This is a genomic window from Aequorivita soesokkakensis (genome assembly GCF_001641085.1).
Lineage (GTDB): Bacteria > Bacteroidota > Bacteroidia > Flavobacteriales > Flavobacteriaceae > Aequorivita > Aequorivita soesokkakensis.
Window position 1 is genome coordinate 26,982 of sequence record NZ_LXIE01000022.1, and the last position, 18,407, is coordinate 45,388.

The 18,407-nt window shown below is 37.0% G+C and carries 16 protein-coding genes; all 16 read right to left on the reverse strand.

The window, feature by feature from the left end; genetic code table 11:
• Window positions 1–3: 3 nt before the first annotated feature.
• Entirely contained in the window at window positions 4–849 is an 846-nt protein-coding gene (locus A7A78_RS08475; RefSeq protein WP_068762027.1) for a glycosyltransferase, read from the reverse strand.
• Between the two features lie 5 nt (window positions 850–854).
• Complete coding sequence (locus tag A7A78_RS08480; RefSeq protein ID WP_068762028.1) at window positions 855–1,391, reverse strand: DapH/DapD/GlmU-related protein; 537 nt, start codon at window positions 1,389–1,391, stop codon at window positions 855–857.
• A 1-nt stretch (window position 1,392) separates the two neighbouring features.
• Complete coding sequence (locus A7A78_RS08485; protein ID WP_068762029.1) at window positions 1,393–2,352, reverse strand: hypothetical protein; 960 nt, start codon at window positions 2,350–2,352, stop codon at window positions 1,393–1,395.
• Between the two features lie 4 nt (window positions 2,353–2,356).
• Window positions 2,357–3,436 carry a DegT/DnrJ/EryC1/StrS family aminotransferase gene (locus A7A78_RS08490; RefSeq protein WP_068762030.1) on the reverse strand — a complete coding sequence of 360 codons (1,080 nt, stop codon included), beginning with the start codon at window positions 3,434–3,436 and terminating at the stop codon, window positions 2,357–2,359.
• A gap of 7 nt (window positions 3,437–3,443) precedes the next feature.
• Window positions 3,444–4,214 (reverse strand): FkbM family methyltransferase, encoded by a 771-nt coding sequence (locus tag A7A78_RS08495; RefSeq protein ID WP_068762031.1) that lies wholly within the window; start codon window positions 4,212–4,214, stop codon window positions 3,444–3,446.
• Window positions 4,215–4,228: 14 nt separating this feature from the next.
• Window positions 4,229–4,864 (reverse strand): sulfotransferase, encoded by a 636-nt coding sequence (locus A7A78_RS08500; RefSeq protein WP_094746088.1) that lies wholly within the window; start codon window positions 4,862–4,864, stop codon window positions 4,229–4,231.
• 9 nt (window positions 4,865–4,873) lie between these two features.
• Window positions 4,874–5,701, reverse strand: a complete 828-nt coding sequence (locus A7A78_RS08505; RefSeq protein WP_068762032.1) for a sulfotransferase family protein — start codon at window positions 5,699–5,701, stop codon at window positions 4,874–4,876.
• Between the two features lie 25 nt (window positions 5,702–5,726).
• Window positions 5,727–6,521 carry a hypothetical protein gene (locus A7A78_RS08510; RefSeq protein WP_068762033.1) on the reverse strand — a complete coding sequence of 265 codons (795 nt, stop codon included), beginning with the start codon at window positions 6,519–6,521 and terminating at the stop codon, window positions 5,727–5,729.
• Window positions 6,521–7,780 (reverse strand): ABC transporter ATP-binding protein, encoded by a 1,260-nt coding sequence (locus A7A78_RS08515; protein ID WP_068762034.1) that lies wholly within the window; start codon window positions 7,778–7,780, stop codon window positions 6,521–6,523. Before A7A78_RS08515 ends, A7A78_RS08510 begins: the two co-directional genes overlap by 1 nt.
• The gene (locus tag A7A78_RS08520) at window positions 7,780–8,646 is read right to left on the reverse strand and encodes an ABC transporter permease (RefSeq protein ID WP_242649264.1); all 867 of its coding nucleotides are present in this window, start codon (window positions 8,644–8,646) and stop codon (window positions 7,780–7,782) included. Before A7A78_RS08520 ends, A7A78_RS08515 begins: the two co-directional genes overlap by 1 nt.
• Window positions 8,647–8,869: 223 nt before the next feature.
• Complete coding sequence (locus tag A7A78_RS08525) at window positions 8,870–10,369, reverse strand: hypothetical protein (protein WP_131811121.1); 1,500 nt, start codon at window positions 10,367–10,369, stop codon at window positions 8,870–8,872.
• Window positions 10,370–10,385: 16 nt separating this feature from the next.
• Complete coding sequence (locus A7A78_RS08530) at window positions 10,386–11,864, reverse strand: hypothetical protein (protein ID WP_068762036.1); 1,479 nt, start codon at window positions 11,862–11,864, stop codon at window positions 10,386–10,388.
• 448 nt (window positions 11,865–12,312) lie between these two features.
• Entirely contained in the window at window positions 12,313–13,287 is a 975-nt protein-coding gene (locus tag A7A78_RS08535; RefSeq protein WP_068762037.1) for an SDR family oxidoreductase, read from the reverse strand.
• A 250-nt stretch (window positions 13,288–13,537) separates the two neighbouring features.
• The gene (locus tag A7A78_RS08540; protein WP_068762044.1) at window positions 13,538–14,824 is read right to left on the reverse strand and encodes a nucleotide sugar dehydrogenase; all 1,287 of its coding nucleotides are present in this window, start codon (window positions 14,822–14,824) and stop codon (window positions 13,538–13,540) included.
• A gap of 136 nt (window positions 14,825–14,960) precedes the next feature.
• The gene (locus A7A78_RS08545; protein WP_068762038.1) at window positions 14,961–17,411 is read right to left on the reverse strand and encodes a GumC family protein; all 2,451 of its coding nucleotides are present in this window, start codon (window positions 17,409–17,411) and stop codon (window positions 14,961–14,963) included.
• Between the two features lie 4 nt (window positions 17,412–17,415).
• Entirely contained in the window at window positions 17,416–18,210 is a 795-nt protein-coding gene (locus tag A7A78_RS08550; RefSeq protein WP_068762039.1) for a polysaccharide biosynthesis/export family protein, read from the reverse strand.
• Window positions 18,211–18,407: the final 197 nt, after the last annotated feature.

Sequence of the window (18,407 nt, forward strand, 5' to 3'; positions counted from 1 at the left end):
GCTTTATTCGGCGTTTAAAATTCTTTTTATAAATTTCTTTACCTTTTTTTTGAAGCGTTGCAAAAACGTTTTCTTTTTCTTGTGAATTCTTCTATGTAGTATGCCCTTCACTTCTTCAGGCAAGAGCGCGTTTTCATAAACTAAGATAACCGATTTCAACGTTTTTACCTTTATAAATTCAGATGGTTTTGATGACCACATACTTGAATCATGAACTCTATATAGCGCCATTACTTCATCAAACTTCTTAATCTTCTTATCTGCTATCATAATCATATACATACTCCAATCTCCAATAAAGGTTTCCCTAAACCAATCAGGAAGCTTAAAATTATTTCGCAATACTACTGATGCTGTATGTATATAATTTCCTCTGGCGAGTTCTGTAATATCGGTAGTTTCTGAAGTGTTTCGGGTAATGGTATCGGTTATGATTTCGCCCGTTTCTTGGTTGAAAATATTCACTTTATGAAAACAGATGTTATAATCTTCATGTGCTTCCAAAAAATCCACTTGTTTCTGAAGTTTTAAAGGATCTATCCAATAGTCATCGCCTTCACATAATGCCAAATATTTTCCTTTGGCTACCTCAAATGTCTTTGGAAAAATACGTTCTCCCTTTGAATATTTATTTTCATCGGGGAACAATAAGGTGACGGGAAACGGCGAAGTTTCCTTAAATTTCAACAATAAATCGCGGGTAGCATCAGTTGAAAAATCGTCATAAATAATAATTTCAATAGGAAAATTTACTTTTTGCGATGCGAAACCTTTTAAGGCATCCTTCACAAACCTTTCGTGATTGTAGGTTATAAAACATATACTTAAAAGTGTTTTCCCACTTTCCATAGAAACTAACGGATCTTTCTTACTGGCGTTCCAACGTAAATGCCACTTTCATCCAAATTTTTATTTACAAAACTAAGCGCCCCAACCGTAAGGTCATTTCCTATAATTATTCCTCCGGCAATTTTACTGCCAGCACCAATATATGTATTGTTGCCAATTGTTGTTCCGTGAACCGTTACACGTTTGTGGGTAGAACCTAAGGTAATTACATTCGGCCCAAGGAAACAGTTTTCCTTTAAAAGAACATTTGAAGTAAGAATTGTTCCATATTTAATAACAACTTTATTTTCAATCAAACAGCTACTGCCCATTCTGATACGACCTTGAATAATTACATTATTACGAATATCGCAGTTGGAATCTATTTCGCAATAACTACCAATTACGGTATCGTTTGCAATCTTAACCCCTTTGTGCAAAATAGTGTAATTGCCAACAGAAACGTTGTTTCCAACTTCTACTCCTTCCTCAATCACACAAAAATGACCTATTTTAAAATTTTCACCACTCTTAAAATCTGAAGAAATTACATTCGTATTCATACTATTTATCTTTTAGAAAAGGCTTTGGAGCACCTTTGGGTTTATCTTTATAATTTTCGGTCTTAATAATTTTTGCTGGCACTCCAGCCAAGGTTGCATATTCAATAGCAACACTTTTACTTACTACCGCGCCAGCACCAACAATACAGTTGGGCGCAATACTAACGTTTGAGGAAACCACACAGGCACTTCCCAAAAATGTGCGGTCGCCTATTTGGGCATTCCCCGCCAAACTAACATTATTTGCGATATGAACATGGCTACCAATATTTGAACCATGGCCAATTTTTGTTCCGTGGGCAATAATTGTATGGTCACCAACTTTGGTATTTTCAGAAAGAGAGCCTCTTACTATGGAAATATCTGTTCCAATGATGCAATTGGCGCCAATAATAACTCCTCCCGTTTGTGGCTGTATAATGCGCTTGCCATCCGTATCCCAAATCCAAGCCATACCTCTTGCACCTATAACGGAGTTTCCTTCAATAATTGTATTTTCTTTAATCACTACATTATCGCGAAGCGTAACATTGCTGATAAGCTGCACCGCATCGCCAATTTCACAGTTTTCAATAATGCAGAACGGACCAATATAAGCCGTTGGACTAATCTTGGCTTCTTTTGAAATAATTGCCGTTTCGTGAATCCCAGACTTGTTTTGATTGGTAAACAATGCCGCCAATTTATAATGCACAAGCTGCGGGTTTTCAACAAAAATATAGGAATTTTTAGCATCCTTAACCTCAGATTTTTCAGCGTCTGTAAGGATTATACTTTTTGAAACATTTTCTACAGTAGAGAGATATTCTTTGCTGATGTAATAAAATCCTTCGGCAATTGGTTTTTTGGTACTTGCAAAAATGTATTCCTGTTCCATAGCAAAGTTCGAAGCTGTAATTTCTTCAAACTTAATATCGTTCCCTTTAAGGAAGTCAATAATTCTGGAGTGGGAAATTTTCATTTGTCTATCTCTTGGAATGTTGGTTTATTATTGCAGAAATAAATTCTATAACCCCAAATTCTATATCGTGGGATAAAGGTAAACATAAAATTCGCTTACTGATATTTTCAGAATGTGGCATATTAGATTTTTCAATATATTCCAAAGTATTTAGGGAAGGATAAAAATATCTTCTGGGGTAAATATTATTCTCATTCAGCTCTTCCAAAACGTTATCTAAAACTTTTTCGGAATGCAAAATCACGGGGAAATAGCTATAATTCCATTCTGCGGCTTCCCGAATGTGCATATATTGAACAGCATCTTTTTGTAAAGATTTTTTATATGCTGAAACAGCTGCTTTACGTTTTTCAATTATAAAATCTAAGTGCGGTAAAACAGCTAGACCCATAGCTGCCTGCAATTCGCTCATTTTGGCGTTGATCCCGATTCCGTAAAAATCATCCTTGCCTTTGTGCCCAAAATTGTGGTGGTAAAACAATTTTTTATGAAGTTCCCCATCATTAGTAAACATGGCCCCGCCTTCGCCAGTGTGAAATAACTTGGTGGCATGAAAACTACAAGTACTTACATCGCCAAAATTAAAAACACTTTTGCCTTTATAAGTAACCCCAAAACAATGGGCGGCATCATAAATTACTTTAAGGTTGTGTTTTTCGGCAATGGCTTCAATTTCTTCAACCGCACATGGATTACCGAAAACATGTGTAGCCAAAATCGCAGAAGTTTTGGAGGTTATGGCAGCTTCTATTTTTGTTTCATCTATGGTTAAATGTTTTGGGTCAATATCCACAAAAACTGGGGTACAGCCTTCCCAAACAATACTGCTGGTGGTGGCAACATAACTAAAAGGGGTTGTTATAATTTCTCCCGTTAGTCCCAAGGCTTTTATCGCTATCTGCAAAGGTAAGGTGCCGTTTGTAGTGACAATTATATTCGGAACATTTAAATGGGTTTTTAATTTTTGCTCTAGTTCCAAAACCAATTCCCCGCGATTGGTTATCCAAACCTTGTCCCAAGCGCGTTTTAAAATAGCGTTGTATTCTTCCTGTGGTGGTAAAAAAGTTTTGGTTACGTTTATCATTTCCCTTTTAAATTACTTCAAATTTATCCAAAATTCCACCTCTTTTCACAAAAACCAATTCCAAAAGCCAAAGCATTTTAGGCTTAAAGGGTCTGTTCATTTCCGTAATTTCAAATAAACTGTAACCCTTTTTGTCCATAAAAGCGATCACATTCAAAGCGTTGTTTTCAATGTTTTTATTGCCAACGCCTGCCTCTACCATCAAAATCTCTGTAGTTCCAAAAAAATTGCTGGCACCTTCCAAAACTCTTAAATCCAAACCCTCTGCATCTATTTTTATTAAATCTGGGGCTGGCTGGGCATCTTTAAACAATTCGTTTATAGTGGAAACTGCAATTTCTTTTTGTTCAAATCCTCTTGCTTTTGCTTCTTCCTCAGTAAATCGAAAGGAGCAGCTGTCATCCCTATCAACAATGGTAAACTTAAACGACCCGACTTCAGAACCAACACCCATTGGATAGTATTTTATTTTGGGATTGTTATCCAACAAATCCTGAAAGGATGGTTGAAGCCAATTTTGCGGTTCTATTAAAGAAAACTGTGCGGTTGGAAAGTATTTAATTGCTTCACGTGTCCAGGTTCCGTGATTGGCTCCTACATCCACAATATGTTTCGGGGTGAAACCCATCGTTTTTATATTGCTGAAAAAGTTTTCCAGCAGTTTATCTTTTTCAAAACTTGGGGCTTTTGAGCCACTTTTCTTCACATAACCAGCTTTTGTTGCAATTGGTTTTATAAGAACAGAAACAATATTTTTTAAGGATGATTTAAAACTCATAGGTTCTTTTCCGGTTAGGATCTGGTTTTGTTTAAATGTGGGAAATCTTCATAAAGAGGTTTCTTGTTCAAAAATTTACAAAGTTGAAGATAAGAACCTTTTTCGGAAACATCCAAAGAAATAAAATTGGGTTTATCCTTAAAAAAGTGCAGCACATCTTCATTATGCCTTTTGAAGTTTTCAATAAACATTTCCTTATTATAAACATTATCCTCCGGTGTTTTCCAAACAGCTCTGCTTGCATCCCAAACAAAACCTTTGTAGCGGTATTTTGCATTTTGTAAATCTTTCATTGTGGGAATGCGCTTTCCTCCTGCAAAAAGTTTGGAATGATAGGATGTTATGGATTCATACCATTCTTCTTCATCACGAAGCGTTAAAATAAACTTTGCGTTTGGAAAGTGCTCAAAAAGTATCAACCACGTGTAAGGCCAAGAAAAAGGAGCGTCTTGAAAAGCTTGGGCAGTTTTGCAAAATTTTACAATAGGTCCAAAATCGCTTTTTTCGTAATCTTTCAGCAAACGTTCCCCATTTGGAACATTGCCCATTTTATAACCCAAATCCCGCAAAGCTTTTTCAAGGCTTGTGGTTCCCGTTTTGTTTCGGCCAATACAGAAAATTTTATCGTTGCTTTTCTTTTTAAAAATCATTCGTTGCTTTTAGTTTTCCAACCAATCAAGTTTTAAATCGATCAATTTTTCCAATCCTTCGTTTTTATTTTGATAATGTGCCAACAAATAACGGTAGGTTTCGTCATTAATTGGTGTTTCATATTCACTTTTATGTTTTATTTCCAAATTAAGCTTTGAACCTTCAAAATCATCTATTCCCAAGAAATCCGAAATATTGTTTAATATTTTCAAGGGTTCTTTTTTTAATTCACTTGAATCAATAAACAAAAATTGCTCTTTGGAAAAATACGAAAACCAATTTTCAATCTGCTTTTTATAATATCCTCTTTTAATGATGGAAGGCTCCAAAACACTAGTTTGTAAAATGTTCCCAATTTCATATTCCATCCATTCTTCAAAGGATGGGAAATCATTTTTATAAAAAAATTCATATAATTTATTCGAGCTTTCCTTTTCGCCATTTTCTTTATATATTTTTACTTTTTCAGGAAGTTTGGCGTGATTCTTAAACATATTCCAAGCGCTATAAGCTCTTTTCACAGGATTGCGCAACAAAACAATAAATTTCATTTTTGGGTTGTATTCATAAATACGCTTTGCTGCGTCTGGATAATACAAATAACTTGGCGTGGATTCAAAAGAAAGTTGGTTTGAAAAAAACCGTACTGGAAATTGCCTATTATAATTTGAAATAGCTTCGTTCCCCATTTTATCAAAAAAATGAAGCTCTTTTTTTTCTGGGGAAATCAACCGTGGGTGTTGCAAAAGATATTTATGCAGCGAAGTGGTGCCGCATTTTTGAGCACCTATAATCATAAAAGTTGGCTTTACTCTTCCAAAATTAAGCTCGCCCATTTTTAGATATAAATTTTAAAATAGATTAATTTTCAATTGCATTCAATTCAAACAATAAAGATTCCTCTTTCAGCACTAACGCCTTTAATTCATCTGAAAAATAATCATCCACACCTTTGTCTTTTGGGGTGGAATTGTTTGTTTTTGGTGCATCCAAAATATATGCAATCCTATTCTTTTCATAGCCCATTTGCAACAGGAAATCATAAAGATCTTTATTCAAATTTGCTTGGTCTAAAAAGTGAACTTTATAACGGTCTGCTAAATATTTCTTTTCACTTAGGTATTCAGCATCCATTTTTTTTAAAACCTGAAAGGAGTTTTTAAAGTAGAACAGAATATATTGAGAAGTAAGTGGTCCCACTGGTATTTTTCTGTTGATTTGTGGAAGATAGGAAAGCGGATTAAATTCTATCAAAAAACGCACGAATTCCTCAAAACCCAATTCTGGATATTTCGGGAATTTTTCCCTAACAATTTCCAAATCCAAAAAAGGCCATTTTTTCCAGTGTTCGTAATTGTAAATGGAAATATAGCGTGCAAAAACGTCGCGTTTTATAGAAGCAATAGGCTTGCTTTTATGGTCTTCCGGTATTTGGTCGCAAATGCCGTGCTCATTCATAAAGTCTTTCCTTTCAGAAATTGTCCGAATATTTGGCAGCAACAGATTTTGAAAATGTTCTTGCTTTTTTAACCCTAACTTAAATAGAATTTTGTCCCTTGTTGAGTGATTTTTGTGCAGATCCATTAAAATCTTTCTAGTGAAAGCGGTTCCCGTTTTGGGGAAATTGATCATTACAAACTTATCGGTTATAATCATTAGAAAAGGTTTACTTCAAAATTAGGCTGTATAATGCCGCTATTGTTTACAAATATAGTATCGGTAGCAACATTCCGTATTTGGAAGAAAATAATATCGTCTATACGCAACTGGGCTCGGCCGGCCCTGTTTTCTATTACCCTAAGTGTAATGCCGTAAATACCACTATTTATACTTGGACGTTTAATTTGGAATTTCAACTTTTGCTTTTTCCCTTTAATAATTTCAATAGGCGATTCGTCCAATAAGCCTGTACCTACGTTTGCAATCATTAAGTCCGATTCATTGATAATTGCCACCGAAATATCTACACGGTTTGAGGTTTCCTGCATGAGGCTAAACTCCAATTCAACAGTTATATCGTCTGCTATCAAGGAATATTCCTTATCTCTATTTACGGCAATGGAATGTATTTTGGCAAAATTGTTTCCTTTGTTCTCAAATTCCAGATAACTGGATATTTTTTGAAGTTGTTTTTTTGTGTAGAATTTTACACTGTCATTGGCAGTACCTGTAAAGGTTGTATATCCGTTTTCAAGCACCATTCCCGTTGTACACAGACTTTGCACGGAATCCATATTATGGCTTACAAACAATACGGTTCTTCCATCTCCCTGACTAATATCCTTCATTTTGCCGATTGCCTTTTTCTGAAATTCGGCATCGCCCACGGCAAGCACCTCATCTACCACCAAAATATCCGGTTCCAAATGCGCTGCTACAGCAAATGCCAATCGCACCCGCATACCGCTACTGTATCGTTTCACAGGGGTGTCAACATACATTTCACAACCAGAAAAGGAAATTATCTCATCAAGCCTACTGTTAATTTCAGCCTTTGTCATTCCTAATATGGCACCGTTTAAAAAGATATTTTCCCGGCCTGTAAGTTCTGGATGAAAACCTGTTCCCACTTCCAATAAAGAAGCTATTCTACCCTTTGTTTTTATTACTCCTGTAGTTGGGCTGGTTACTCGCGACAATATTTTTAAAAGTGTAGATTTTCCAGCACCGTTTTTCCCAATAATACCTAATACCTCACCGTATTGCACATCAAAATTTATATCCCGAAGCGCCCAAACATAATCCTCAGCAGCTTTGCTGTTTCTGTCATTTAAAGCACCTACCTTTAAATACGGATCTTCCTTGCCGCGAACCTTATGCCAAAACCTATTAAGATCATGAGAAATAGTTCCTGTACCTACTAATCCAAGGCGGTATTGCTTGCTTATGTTTTCGGCTTTTAAAATCACTCCCATTATACCGTATCAATAAAATTCTTCTCCGTTCTATTAAAAACCACAAGGCCTAAAAAAAATACTCCAATACAAATAAATAAGGTATAGATAAATCCAGACCATGTAAACGTTCCCGTATTCAGCAACATATATCTAAAACCTTCTATAATTTGTGTCAAAGGATTGTACGCCACAAAATCTGCTACAAAGGCCGGTAATTTTTTTCGGGCTTCGCTTAGTGGGTAAGGCACTGCCGATACATACATAAGCAACGAAACTGCAAAACCAACCAATACATTTAAATCGCGATACTTGGTGGTCATAGCTGTAATAGTCATCCCCAAGCCCAAGCCCAAAAAGGCCATCATCATTATGTAAACAGGGAACAATAATAAGTTGATATTAAGCCCAAATTGATACCCTTGGGTAAGATAATAAATATAGAAACCCATAAATATTAAAAACTGTATACCAAACTTCAACAGATTGCTAATGGTTATGGACATTGGCATAATTACGCGCGGAAAATATACCTTCCCAAAAATACTTTGGTTGCTGGCAAAGGTATTTGAAGTTTTGCTGAGGCATTCCTTAAAGTAGTTCCAAGCCGTAATACCCGCAAGGTTAAACAGAAAAGGCGGGATGCCGCCCGTTGATATATTTCCCAAATTGTTAAATACCAAGGTAAAGATTACCGAAGTAAATAGCGGTTGTATAAAATACCACAATGGCCCCAAAATAGTCTGTTTGTAAACCGTGGTAATGTCCCGTTTCACAAAAAGAATCAGGAGGTCGCGGTAGCGCCATACTTCTTTTAAATTAAGGTCAAACGCTTTTTTTTTGGAAGAAATCTCGTAAAGCCAAGTATCTTTTTGATGGGGGATCAAGCTGTTGTTTTTTTGATGGGTGCTAAGATAGGAAATTTGTTGTTAGTCTATAGTAAGTAGTCTTTAGACTTTAGGGACCCATAAATATTTGCTTTGTGTTTTGGAACATTTTTTACAGCGCTTATTTTACTAAAAACAAACAAATATCCTCCAATAAAAAACCCTGCGTAACAAAAGCTATACAGGGTTTTAATAATTAACCTACTAAAAATTATTATTTATACTATTCTTGGTTTGCTGACTGTAAAAGAGCTGTTGTTTTTTCAGAATCAAATTGGGCTTCCACTTTTTTGGAAGGTACTGCAACTTGCTGCGGCATATCTTCTGGTTTTAGCTCTGGAAAGCGAAGATTTTCCTTGCCTTTCCAAATACCATAAATTTTGTAATAAACGGTTCCATTGCTTCTACCGCCTTGGTCTTCCAAAGTGAAGGATTTGGTTTCTTGGTTTCTTTTCAATTGAATATTCCCCAAAGTGTTTTCACCTCCTTGAACAAAAACCTTAAACGGTGTTTCCGTAGAAAGCACTTCCACAAAAAGAGGGTCTAACTTTACAGTTGCCTTGCCGTTTACTAACTGGGCCTCTCCTATATCAAAAAACCAATTTTCAGGAGCCTCAGGGGCAAAAAGAATACGCTCCCCATCATTTGCTGTGCGCATTGTTGTGGATACAGAACCACCACCTGTTCCTGCAATCTTAACATTGGTATTTGCGATTCTAGCTCCTACATATATAGTTTCTTGACTATTATTTCTACTAACATAATTACCTATAAATGTAGCTCTATTGGTTCCATTATTTCCACTTCCGGTAATGGCTGCAATACTAGTTATTCCCCATTGATTGCCTTTAAAAATACCTCCAGTATTATCGGCAAAGTTTGCTGCTATTTCAGCATCTAAGTTTAAACCATTGCCAGCGCCTGCATATCCATAACTCGGATTAGTATAAAGCGCCCAACTTACAGTACCATATTGTGTTCCAGAAAAAGCGGCACCACTTCCAGTAGGAATTATTTTTTCCGGAACATTGTTACCTAAGCCAATTATTCCTGTTCCATTTGCATTAGTATTAATACCTGCTAAAGCACCTACATTAGTTCCGGTATAACCAACTCCAATAGCACCTATGCTTCCTGGCGAGTCTCCTTTAACACCTTCGCCTCCTGTTGTAGTATTTTCACCATATACGCCACCACCAACACCTATACCATATCCTGCAACTGCAATATGGTCGTTAGGGCCAGTAACGCTAAACCTATCTGTAGCAGCAGGTGTATTATCATTCACCGAAACTAAACCGTCACTTGTAAAAGTAATGCGCTCAGTATCATTGGTAGCCAAAATAAAGTTTTCGGTATCAGGTGTGCCCACATAATTTTCACCAGGCGCTGTCCCAGGAGTAGTGGGTGTATTACCAACTCTTTTCCAATCTTTTCCACCATCTATGGGTTTCCATTCGGTATCGGTTACGCTCCAATAAAAATAACCAGGCCCCGTAGCATTACTAGTGTTATAAACCATTAAACTTTCTACAGGAATTCCTGTTAATGGAGCAAATGTTGTTAAATCTGTCAATGCTATTCGCGGAATCAAAAGACCTTTATTAGCACTTTCCAATTGTAGAATGGCATCACCCTGCATATTAGTTGTGCCTATACCTACTTGCGAAAAAGCAGTAGTGGACAGCAATAAAAGAAAAAGATATAAATTTAGATTTTTCATAATTTACACGTTTTTATTATTGTTTATCCTTTAACGGAAGTGAAGGCCCGTCTGGGGCAGGATTGGTGGCTTCTAAATTATATGTTGCAGGAATACTTTCTTTTTTAAGTTCTGGAAAGCGAAGATTTTCTTTTCCTTTCCAAATAGCGTAGATACTGTATTGGACAGTACCATTGCTTCTCCCTCCCAAGTCTTCCACCAAAAAGCTTTTTTCCTTTATGTTTCTCGTAATGCGTATGGTGCCCATAGCACCTTCACTACCTTGAACAAATACTTTAAAGGGTTTGGAGTCCGCAATTATTTCACCAAATATTTTATCCAGATGCACCACTGCCTTTCCATTGTTTAACTGTACTTCCCCTATATCGAAAAACCAGTTTTCAGGTGATTCAGGGGCGAAAAGAACACGCTCGCCCTGTGATGTGGACATCGTGGTAGAGACAGAGCCACCGCCCGTGCCCAATATTTTGTAATGAGTATTACCAATACGAGCACCAACATAAACCGTTTGTTGAGTATTATCAGCAGAAACATAGCGTCCTATAAAAGCTGCTCTATCTACACCATTATAAAAAGCCCCTGAGATAGCAGCGATACCAGTAACACCCCATTGTGTACCAATAAATGAACCTCCGGCACCTACTGTACCAATGGTAGTAACATTTCTATTATTTCCTGCTGCCGAAAGACCAACTCCATTTGATGCATTAGTTGCCCAAGAAGCTGCACCTACAGTTGCGCCTCTAAAAGCACCTCCGCTACCGCCTGTAACATATACACCTCCAAAATTATTTCCGGAACCCACAACGCCAGTACCTGCAGTATTGGTGTTAACACCGTAAACCCCTGTACCTGTATCTGAATCAGATTCACCCTTAACTCCATTGCCACTAGCTGAAACACCGTAAATTCCAATACCTGTACCGTTATTATTTCCATAAACCCCAATGCCACTGCCTGAGGAATATCCACTAATTGCTCTTTCACCATCCTCACCTAAGGAAGTAAATCTATCGGTTGAATATAAGGGTCCTCCATTTACGGAAACTTGCCCGTCATTTTCAACAACCATACGTTCTGTACCATCGGTGGCAACTATAAGATTTGTGTTATCGCTGGTCCCCAAATAGTTTTCTCCTACACCCGTTCCTGGGTTTGTATTTGCATTACCACTAGTTTGCCAATCGTTTCCACCATCAATAGGCGTCCAACGTGAACCGTTCCAAAAGAAGAATCCAGGCCCAGTAGTAGTATTGGTATTGTAAACCAACAAACTTGTAGTTGACCCCCCTGTAACCGGAGCAATTGTAGCTAAGTTTGAAATACTCATTCTTGGCACCAATACCCCTTTAGTACTGCTAGTAACATCTAAAACAGATGCATCAGCAGGAGTTGGTATTCCTATACCAACTTGTGCAAAAGCACTAAGAGAAAAAATTGTTAAAAGACAAAAAAAAGCAAAAGCCTTTAGTTGAGGAACGTACATATTTTTCATAAATAATGGTTTTAAAAAAAAACTAAATTGTGTTAAAGAGGGGCTGTTCAATGTTACCCCATATTTAGAAAATTTGCAAGTTTTAGAGTGGTTAGTTACTGTCTTTAAAGGGGTTGTGCAAAAAGTTCAAAATATCCGTCAAGATGTTTTCTATTTTCGATAAGGGGATTTTTTATGTAGGAAAACACTTATTTTGCTGTAAGTCAAAAGAGTGGCTTTTAAAACTTTAACATTTTAAAAACTTCAATATGAGGGAAATTTCTTCCGAAAAAGGCTTTTTGTTTGGGAAAAGTGAAGGGTAAAACTTGAAGCGGGAATAGTGAATCGTGAATTGTGAATCGGGAGTTGTGTGTTTCGACAAGCTCAGCATGAAAGGTTATGGGTTAAAACTTAAAAAAATAACCGATAACTCAGAACTGTGAGTTGAGAATGGACAACGGAAAACTACTTAGAACTTCTCCCATGTAATTCCCAATCCATCTTTTACTGAAAACAATGGTTCATAGCCCAGCAGCTTTCGCGCTTTGTCAATATTTGCCAACGAATCACGAACATCGCCTTTGCGGTCTGGACCATAAATGGCGGTTATCTTTTTACCTGATATGTTTTGAAGATCATTCCAAAGGGTATTCAAGCTTATTCTTTCCCCATAAGCCACGTTGAAAACTTGGTTTACGGCTTCCTCTTCCGCAAAAAAGGCGCGCACATTTGCCTGTACGGCGTTCTGCACAAAGGTAAAGTCGCGGGTCTGCTCGCCATCGCCATTAATGGTTGGTGCTTTTTCGTCCTTTAAAGCCTGCATAAAGAGCGGAATTACTGCCGCATAAGCTCCTGTTGGACATTGGTTTGGACCAAAAACGTTAAAGTAACGCAGGCCAATGGTCTGTGTGCCGTAAGTTTTATAAAAAACATCGGCGTAAAGTTCGTTTACAAGCTTGGTGACCGCATACGGTGAAAGCGGTTTCCCTATTGTATCTTCCACTTTTGGAAGGTTTGGACTGTCGCCATAAGTAGAACTGGATGCGGCATAAACCAAACGCTTTACGGTTTTACTTTCTTTTTGCGCCACCAACATATTCAGAAAACCTGTCACGTTCACTTCATTGGAAGTAACCGGATCGTTGATGGAGCGTGGTACAGAACCCAAAGCTGCTTGGTGGGAAACATAATCAATGTCTTCCATCGACTTTTTACAGGTTTCCAGATCGCGAATATCGCCATCCATAAATTCAAAGCTGGGATTGTCTTGAAAAGCGTCAAGGTTTTTCATAAACCCTGTTGATAAATTGTCTAGTACTCGAACTTTTTTGGCGTTGTTATGCAGTAAATATTCAACAAGGTTAGAACCAATAAAACCTGCGCCTCCGGTTATTAAGAAGGTAAGTTTTGAGAGGTCGGCTGAATGATATTTAGAAGTTTTCAATGCGCTAATTTTTAAATAAGGTTTTATTTTTTAACCACAGAGGGCACAGAGCTTTTCACAAAGATCACAAAGTTTTATTGTGCCTTTGGAGGTTTCTTTGTTAATAGTTATGTTAATTCATTAAACTGATACTTCGACTGCGCTCAGTATGACATTTTGTTAATTCATTAAACTATACTTCGACTGCGCTCAGTATGACATTAGTAATATTGAAAGCCGTTATTGCAATCATAGAACTGAGCACCGAAAATTACAAACATCCGTCCACCAATTTTTTCGGAAAAAATGATTTTACGTCAAAAATAACGGAAGGAGAGGCTTTGTGGTTTTCAAGATTAAAATCTGAAAACTCTTTATGGCCAACTGCCAATATTATTGCTTCGTAATTCTTTTTTAGTTGCGATTCCTCGCTTAGTAAACGCAACCCAAATTCATTGGAAACCTCTGCTACTTTTGCCCAAGGATCATAAACATCTATATTGAGATTATATTTGCGCAATTCCTGGATAACGTCTATAACTTTACTATTGCGGATATCAGGGCAATTTTCCTTAAAGGTGATTCCCAAGATAAGCACATGCCCCCCTTTTACCTTACATTCTTTTTGAATCATTAGCTTGACAACCTCTTGGGCCACGTAATTGCCCATACCATCATTCATGCGCCTTCCCGCTAAAATAATCTCTGGATTATAGCCTTCTTCCTGCGCTTTTTGTGCCAAATAATACGGGTCAACCCCAATGCAATGCCCGCCCACAAGACCGGGTGTGAATTTTAAAAAGTTCCATTTGGTGCCTGCAGCTTCAAGAACATCCTGTGTATCAATATTTAACAAGCGGAATATTTTGGAAAGCTCATTTACAAAAGCAATATTGATGTCGCGTTGCGAGTTTTCAATAACCTTTGCAGCTTCGGCCACTTTAATGGAAGGTGCCAAATGGGTTCCTGCCGTAATTATTGAAGCGTACAGATTATCTATGTATGTTGCAGCTTCTGGCGTGGAACCAGAGGTTACTTTTAAGATCTTGGTAACTGTATGTTGTTTATCTCCCGGATTTATTCGCTCTGGGGAATAGCCTGCGTAAAAGTTTTTATTAAACTTCAAATTAGAATATGTTTCCAAAATTGGCACGCAAATGTCTTCTGTTACCCCTGGATATACAGTAGATTCATAAATAACCACATCGCCTTCCTTCAAAATTTTACCAACAGTCTCACTTGCTTTTTGAAGCGGTATAAGAACGGGTTGGTTGTATTTGTTTGTAGGGGTTGGCACCGTTACAATATAAACAGTGGCGTCAGCAATCTTTGATGGATCGTCTGTAACTGTAAGCCCCGTGGTTTCGTTTTGCGACAAGGCTTTTTTCAATTCTTCGGAAGAAAGTTCCAAAGTATTGTCCTCGCCATTTTGAAGTTGCTGAATACGAGATGAATTAATATCGAAACCAATTACTTTATATTTTTCCGCAAAGGCTGCGGCAAGCGGCAAACCTACATAACCAAGGCCTATTATTGCGATTGTGGGGTTTTGTTTCATTTTGGGTTTAAAAAGTTTGGGGAATGCCAAAGCTGTGGCAAAATATTTAAAATGGCAAAATTAAGGGTTTTATTAGAAAAGGTGATGTTAAATTTAAAAACATCCTCTTTGAATGATTGTTTGAAGAAAATAGATATTATTTTTTCTTAAAAACTTTCTTTACTTTTTCAATAAAGGTTGGTGGTTTAACATTTTCATGATATCCATTTCCATAGGAGCCATATCCATAGCCGTAACCATATCCATAACCGTAGCCTCTACCTGATTTTTCTTCGTAATCGTTAAGAACAAGACTAATATGTTTTACTTCTCCAGTCTTGTATTTCTCATTCACAAAAGTGAACATGTTTTTATGGGTATAATTAAATCTTGCCATATAGATAGTAGCATCTACATGCTTCATTAATTCCAACGAATCAGAAACCAGTCCCAATGGGGGGGAATCAAGAATAATATAATCATATTCCTCCTTAAGTTTATCAATAAGTTCATCCAGTTTTTCTCCCAATAATAATTCGGAAGGGTTTGGAGGTATAGGGCCGGAAGTAATCACATCCAAATATTCAATCTGTGTTTTTTGAATAATTGCATCCAAGTCTGCTTCATTGATTAAGTAATTTACCACTCCGATGGAATTATCTTTATGAAAATCGCCAAATATTTTAGGTTTGCGTAAATCCAAGCCAACAAGTACTGTCTTTTTTTCACTTAAAGCAAAAACAGAAGCAAGGTTTATGGAACAGAAAGTCTTCCCTTCCCCGCTCACCGAACTGGTAACCAATACTGTTTTTGCACCTTTTATCCCTTGTTTTTTATAGATGAATTGAAGGCTAGAGCGTAGAGCCCTAAACCCTTCAGCAATAGCAGATTTAGGCTTTGTTAGCACAGCAAGATTGGTATCCATGTGGCTTTGTCCTATAACGCCTAATAAAGGAATTGATGTAATTAATTCCAAGTCTTTTACATTGCTTATTTTATTATCGAAAAATGCTCTTATAAACACAAATAAAATAGGGAACATGAGCCCAAGCAAGCCTGCCATTATATAATTAAGCTGTGTATTTGGCCCAACTTTTCCGCCACCAGTATCTTTAGCCATATCAATAACCATAACATCGCTTACATTGGCAGCTTTCACCATTCCGGCTTCACCTCTCTTTGCCAAAAAAAGATTGTAGGTGCCCTCACTTAAACTATAACGTCTTTCAATGTTCAAAAGGTCTTGCTGTTCCTTTGGAAGTTTGCGGATTTCACCTTCATATTTCCCTATATCCTTATTTATTGAATTTAGTTCTTGATTTTTTAAGCTTTTTGAAGAACGTATATTTTCAAGCAAAACCGATTTAACAGCATCAATTTGGCGGTCAATGTCATTAAAAATTGGCGCGCTCTCCTTATACGAATACTGCATTTTATTACGCTCTTCAGCCAAAGCCACGATTCTGCCAACTCCCGTAACTACACTTTGTTCAGAAATTCCGGCAACAGAAGGAGCGGGCACGTCGCGATAATCTGAACGGTTAATTAAATAATCTTGAAGTGTATTGTAATAGTTAAGCTCTCGGTTTACGTTTTCCTTTCTTAGGTCAAGGCCATTCAGTTTTGTGTTTATTTCGGCTCCCTCACTTTCAAGATTGAATATTGCATTTTTATTTTTAAACGTATTTAGTTCGTCTTCAACCTCGGAGAGTTCTGCAGATTTTAAGGCAAGGCTACTGTCAATAAACTTGATGGTTTTGGTGGCAAATAGGTTTTTGCGTTCCAACATATCCTGGCTCAAAACTTCAACCGACGTATTCAAATAATCTACCAATTTAGCCTTGTTATTCCCATTGAGCTTCAATTTTAATACGGAAGATCCTTTGTTTTCTGGCTCGACGCTAATTTTAAGATAGTTTTTTACAACTGCGTTATAATTATTAAAAACAATATAATAGGGTTTTCCAGGTTTGGCAATAACTTCAGGGTTGGGCATAAAAATGCCGCTAAAAAAAGGCAACACTATTTTCTCCCCTATTTTATAGTCTTTGGAAAAATTTTCAGCTTCAATATAAATAACCGATTTTTCACTTGAAAGGTAGTCTTGAAGGGTGACATTCCCACCTTCAAAAACAGTGCTTAAATTAAAATTTACTGAATCCTTAAAAACAACTTTCAATTGCTTGTTGAGCATTTGAAGATGGGTGGTATCTACTTCAACAAAAAAAGGAGTTTGTTTATAGGCATCAACCTGTTGGTATTCCCCATCTTTAAGATAATCCAGATAATACTGCAGCCGCTCCACCACTTTTTCGTTGTGAGAGCGTGACTTTAAAGTAATTATTGCAGTATTTATTTTGTCAGTAGTTCCTCCCCAGTTAAATGTTAGACTGGTATTGCTTGTAAAAAAAGGGTTTTGGTCATCCTTTATGGATATAAGGTTCTCCATTTGATAGATGGGCAATTTGCGAACATTGATAAAGTACGCAATTGAAAAAGCAATAATGAATGAAATAAGAAACAACGGCCAATGCCTTAAAAGTCTAAAAAGAAAACTTTTAAAATCAAAAGTGGTATGAGACTCGTTTATATCAATTTCTTCACTCATCTAATTATAGTTTGTTAAATAGCAATATAGTAGTTGCCAGCGCGGTAACGATGGTAAGTATTGTTGTGAAAGATTGAAGTCCAGTAGTTCCTGTTCCCAAGGATTTTTGTGGCAATGGATTTATCAAAATTAAATCGTTGGGTTTTACATAATAATAAGGCGAATTCATTGCATCTAGCCTTGTTAAATCTATATGATGTACTTTTTGCCCCGCTGGATATTGACGAATAATCACAACATCAGTTCTATCTCCCGTAATTGCAATATCGCCACTGTTGGCAATGGCTTCCATAATACTCACTTGATCGCGGTAAATAATCTTTGATCCAGGACTTCCTATCTCACCATTAATGGTATAACGTATTCCCGCCAGTTTCACCGTTACAAAAACATTGGCTTCGGCTTTAAAATAATCTTTTAATAAAATCTCTTCCAGTCTCACGCGAACTTCATCAACAGTATAGCCCAGCACGTTCATTTCCCCCAAACTTGGAATGCGGATATTTCCGTGGTCATCAACCACAAAACCGTCATAATACAGTCTTTCTTCCCCTGTAGCATTAGGGTTTGCATCACTTATCGGATTAAAAATACCCACTGTTTCTTGATCCAAAGCTTTTACGCGAATGCTCAACAAATCATTTATTTGAAGTCGGTAAGGCTCCTGTCTTTTTCTTAAAAGCGCCAACGTATCGGTACTGCTGGTATTTTCCTGTAAATAGGTAAGTTGTTTAGTGGTTACACAAGAAGTGGCGCAAACCGCAACAATCAAAAACAACAATAGATATGTAAGCTTCATAAAGGCAGGGTTGTTAATGGACAAATATAAAGTAACGTATTTAATAATGAAACATTTGGTTGTTTATTGTTTTAGGTTCTTAGTTTCTGTTCTTGGTTGCAGGTTGCAGGTTTCAGGTTTCAGGTTTGAGCTTGCCTGAATAAGGTTGCCTTTTTTTACAAGTTGGTTAATCTATGAATTATTCATTATTCATTATT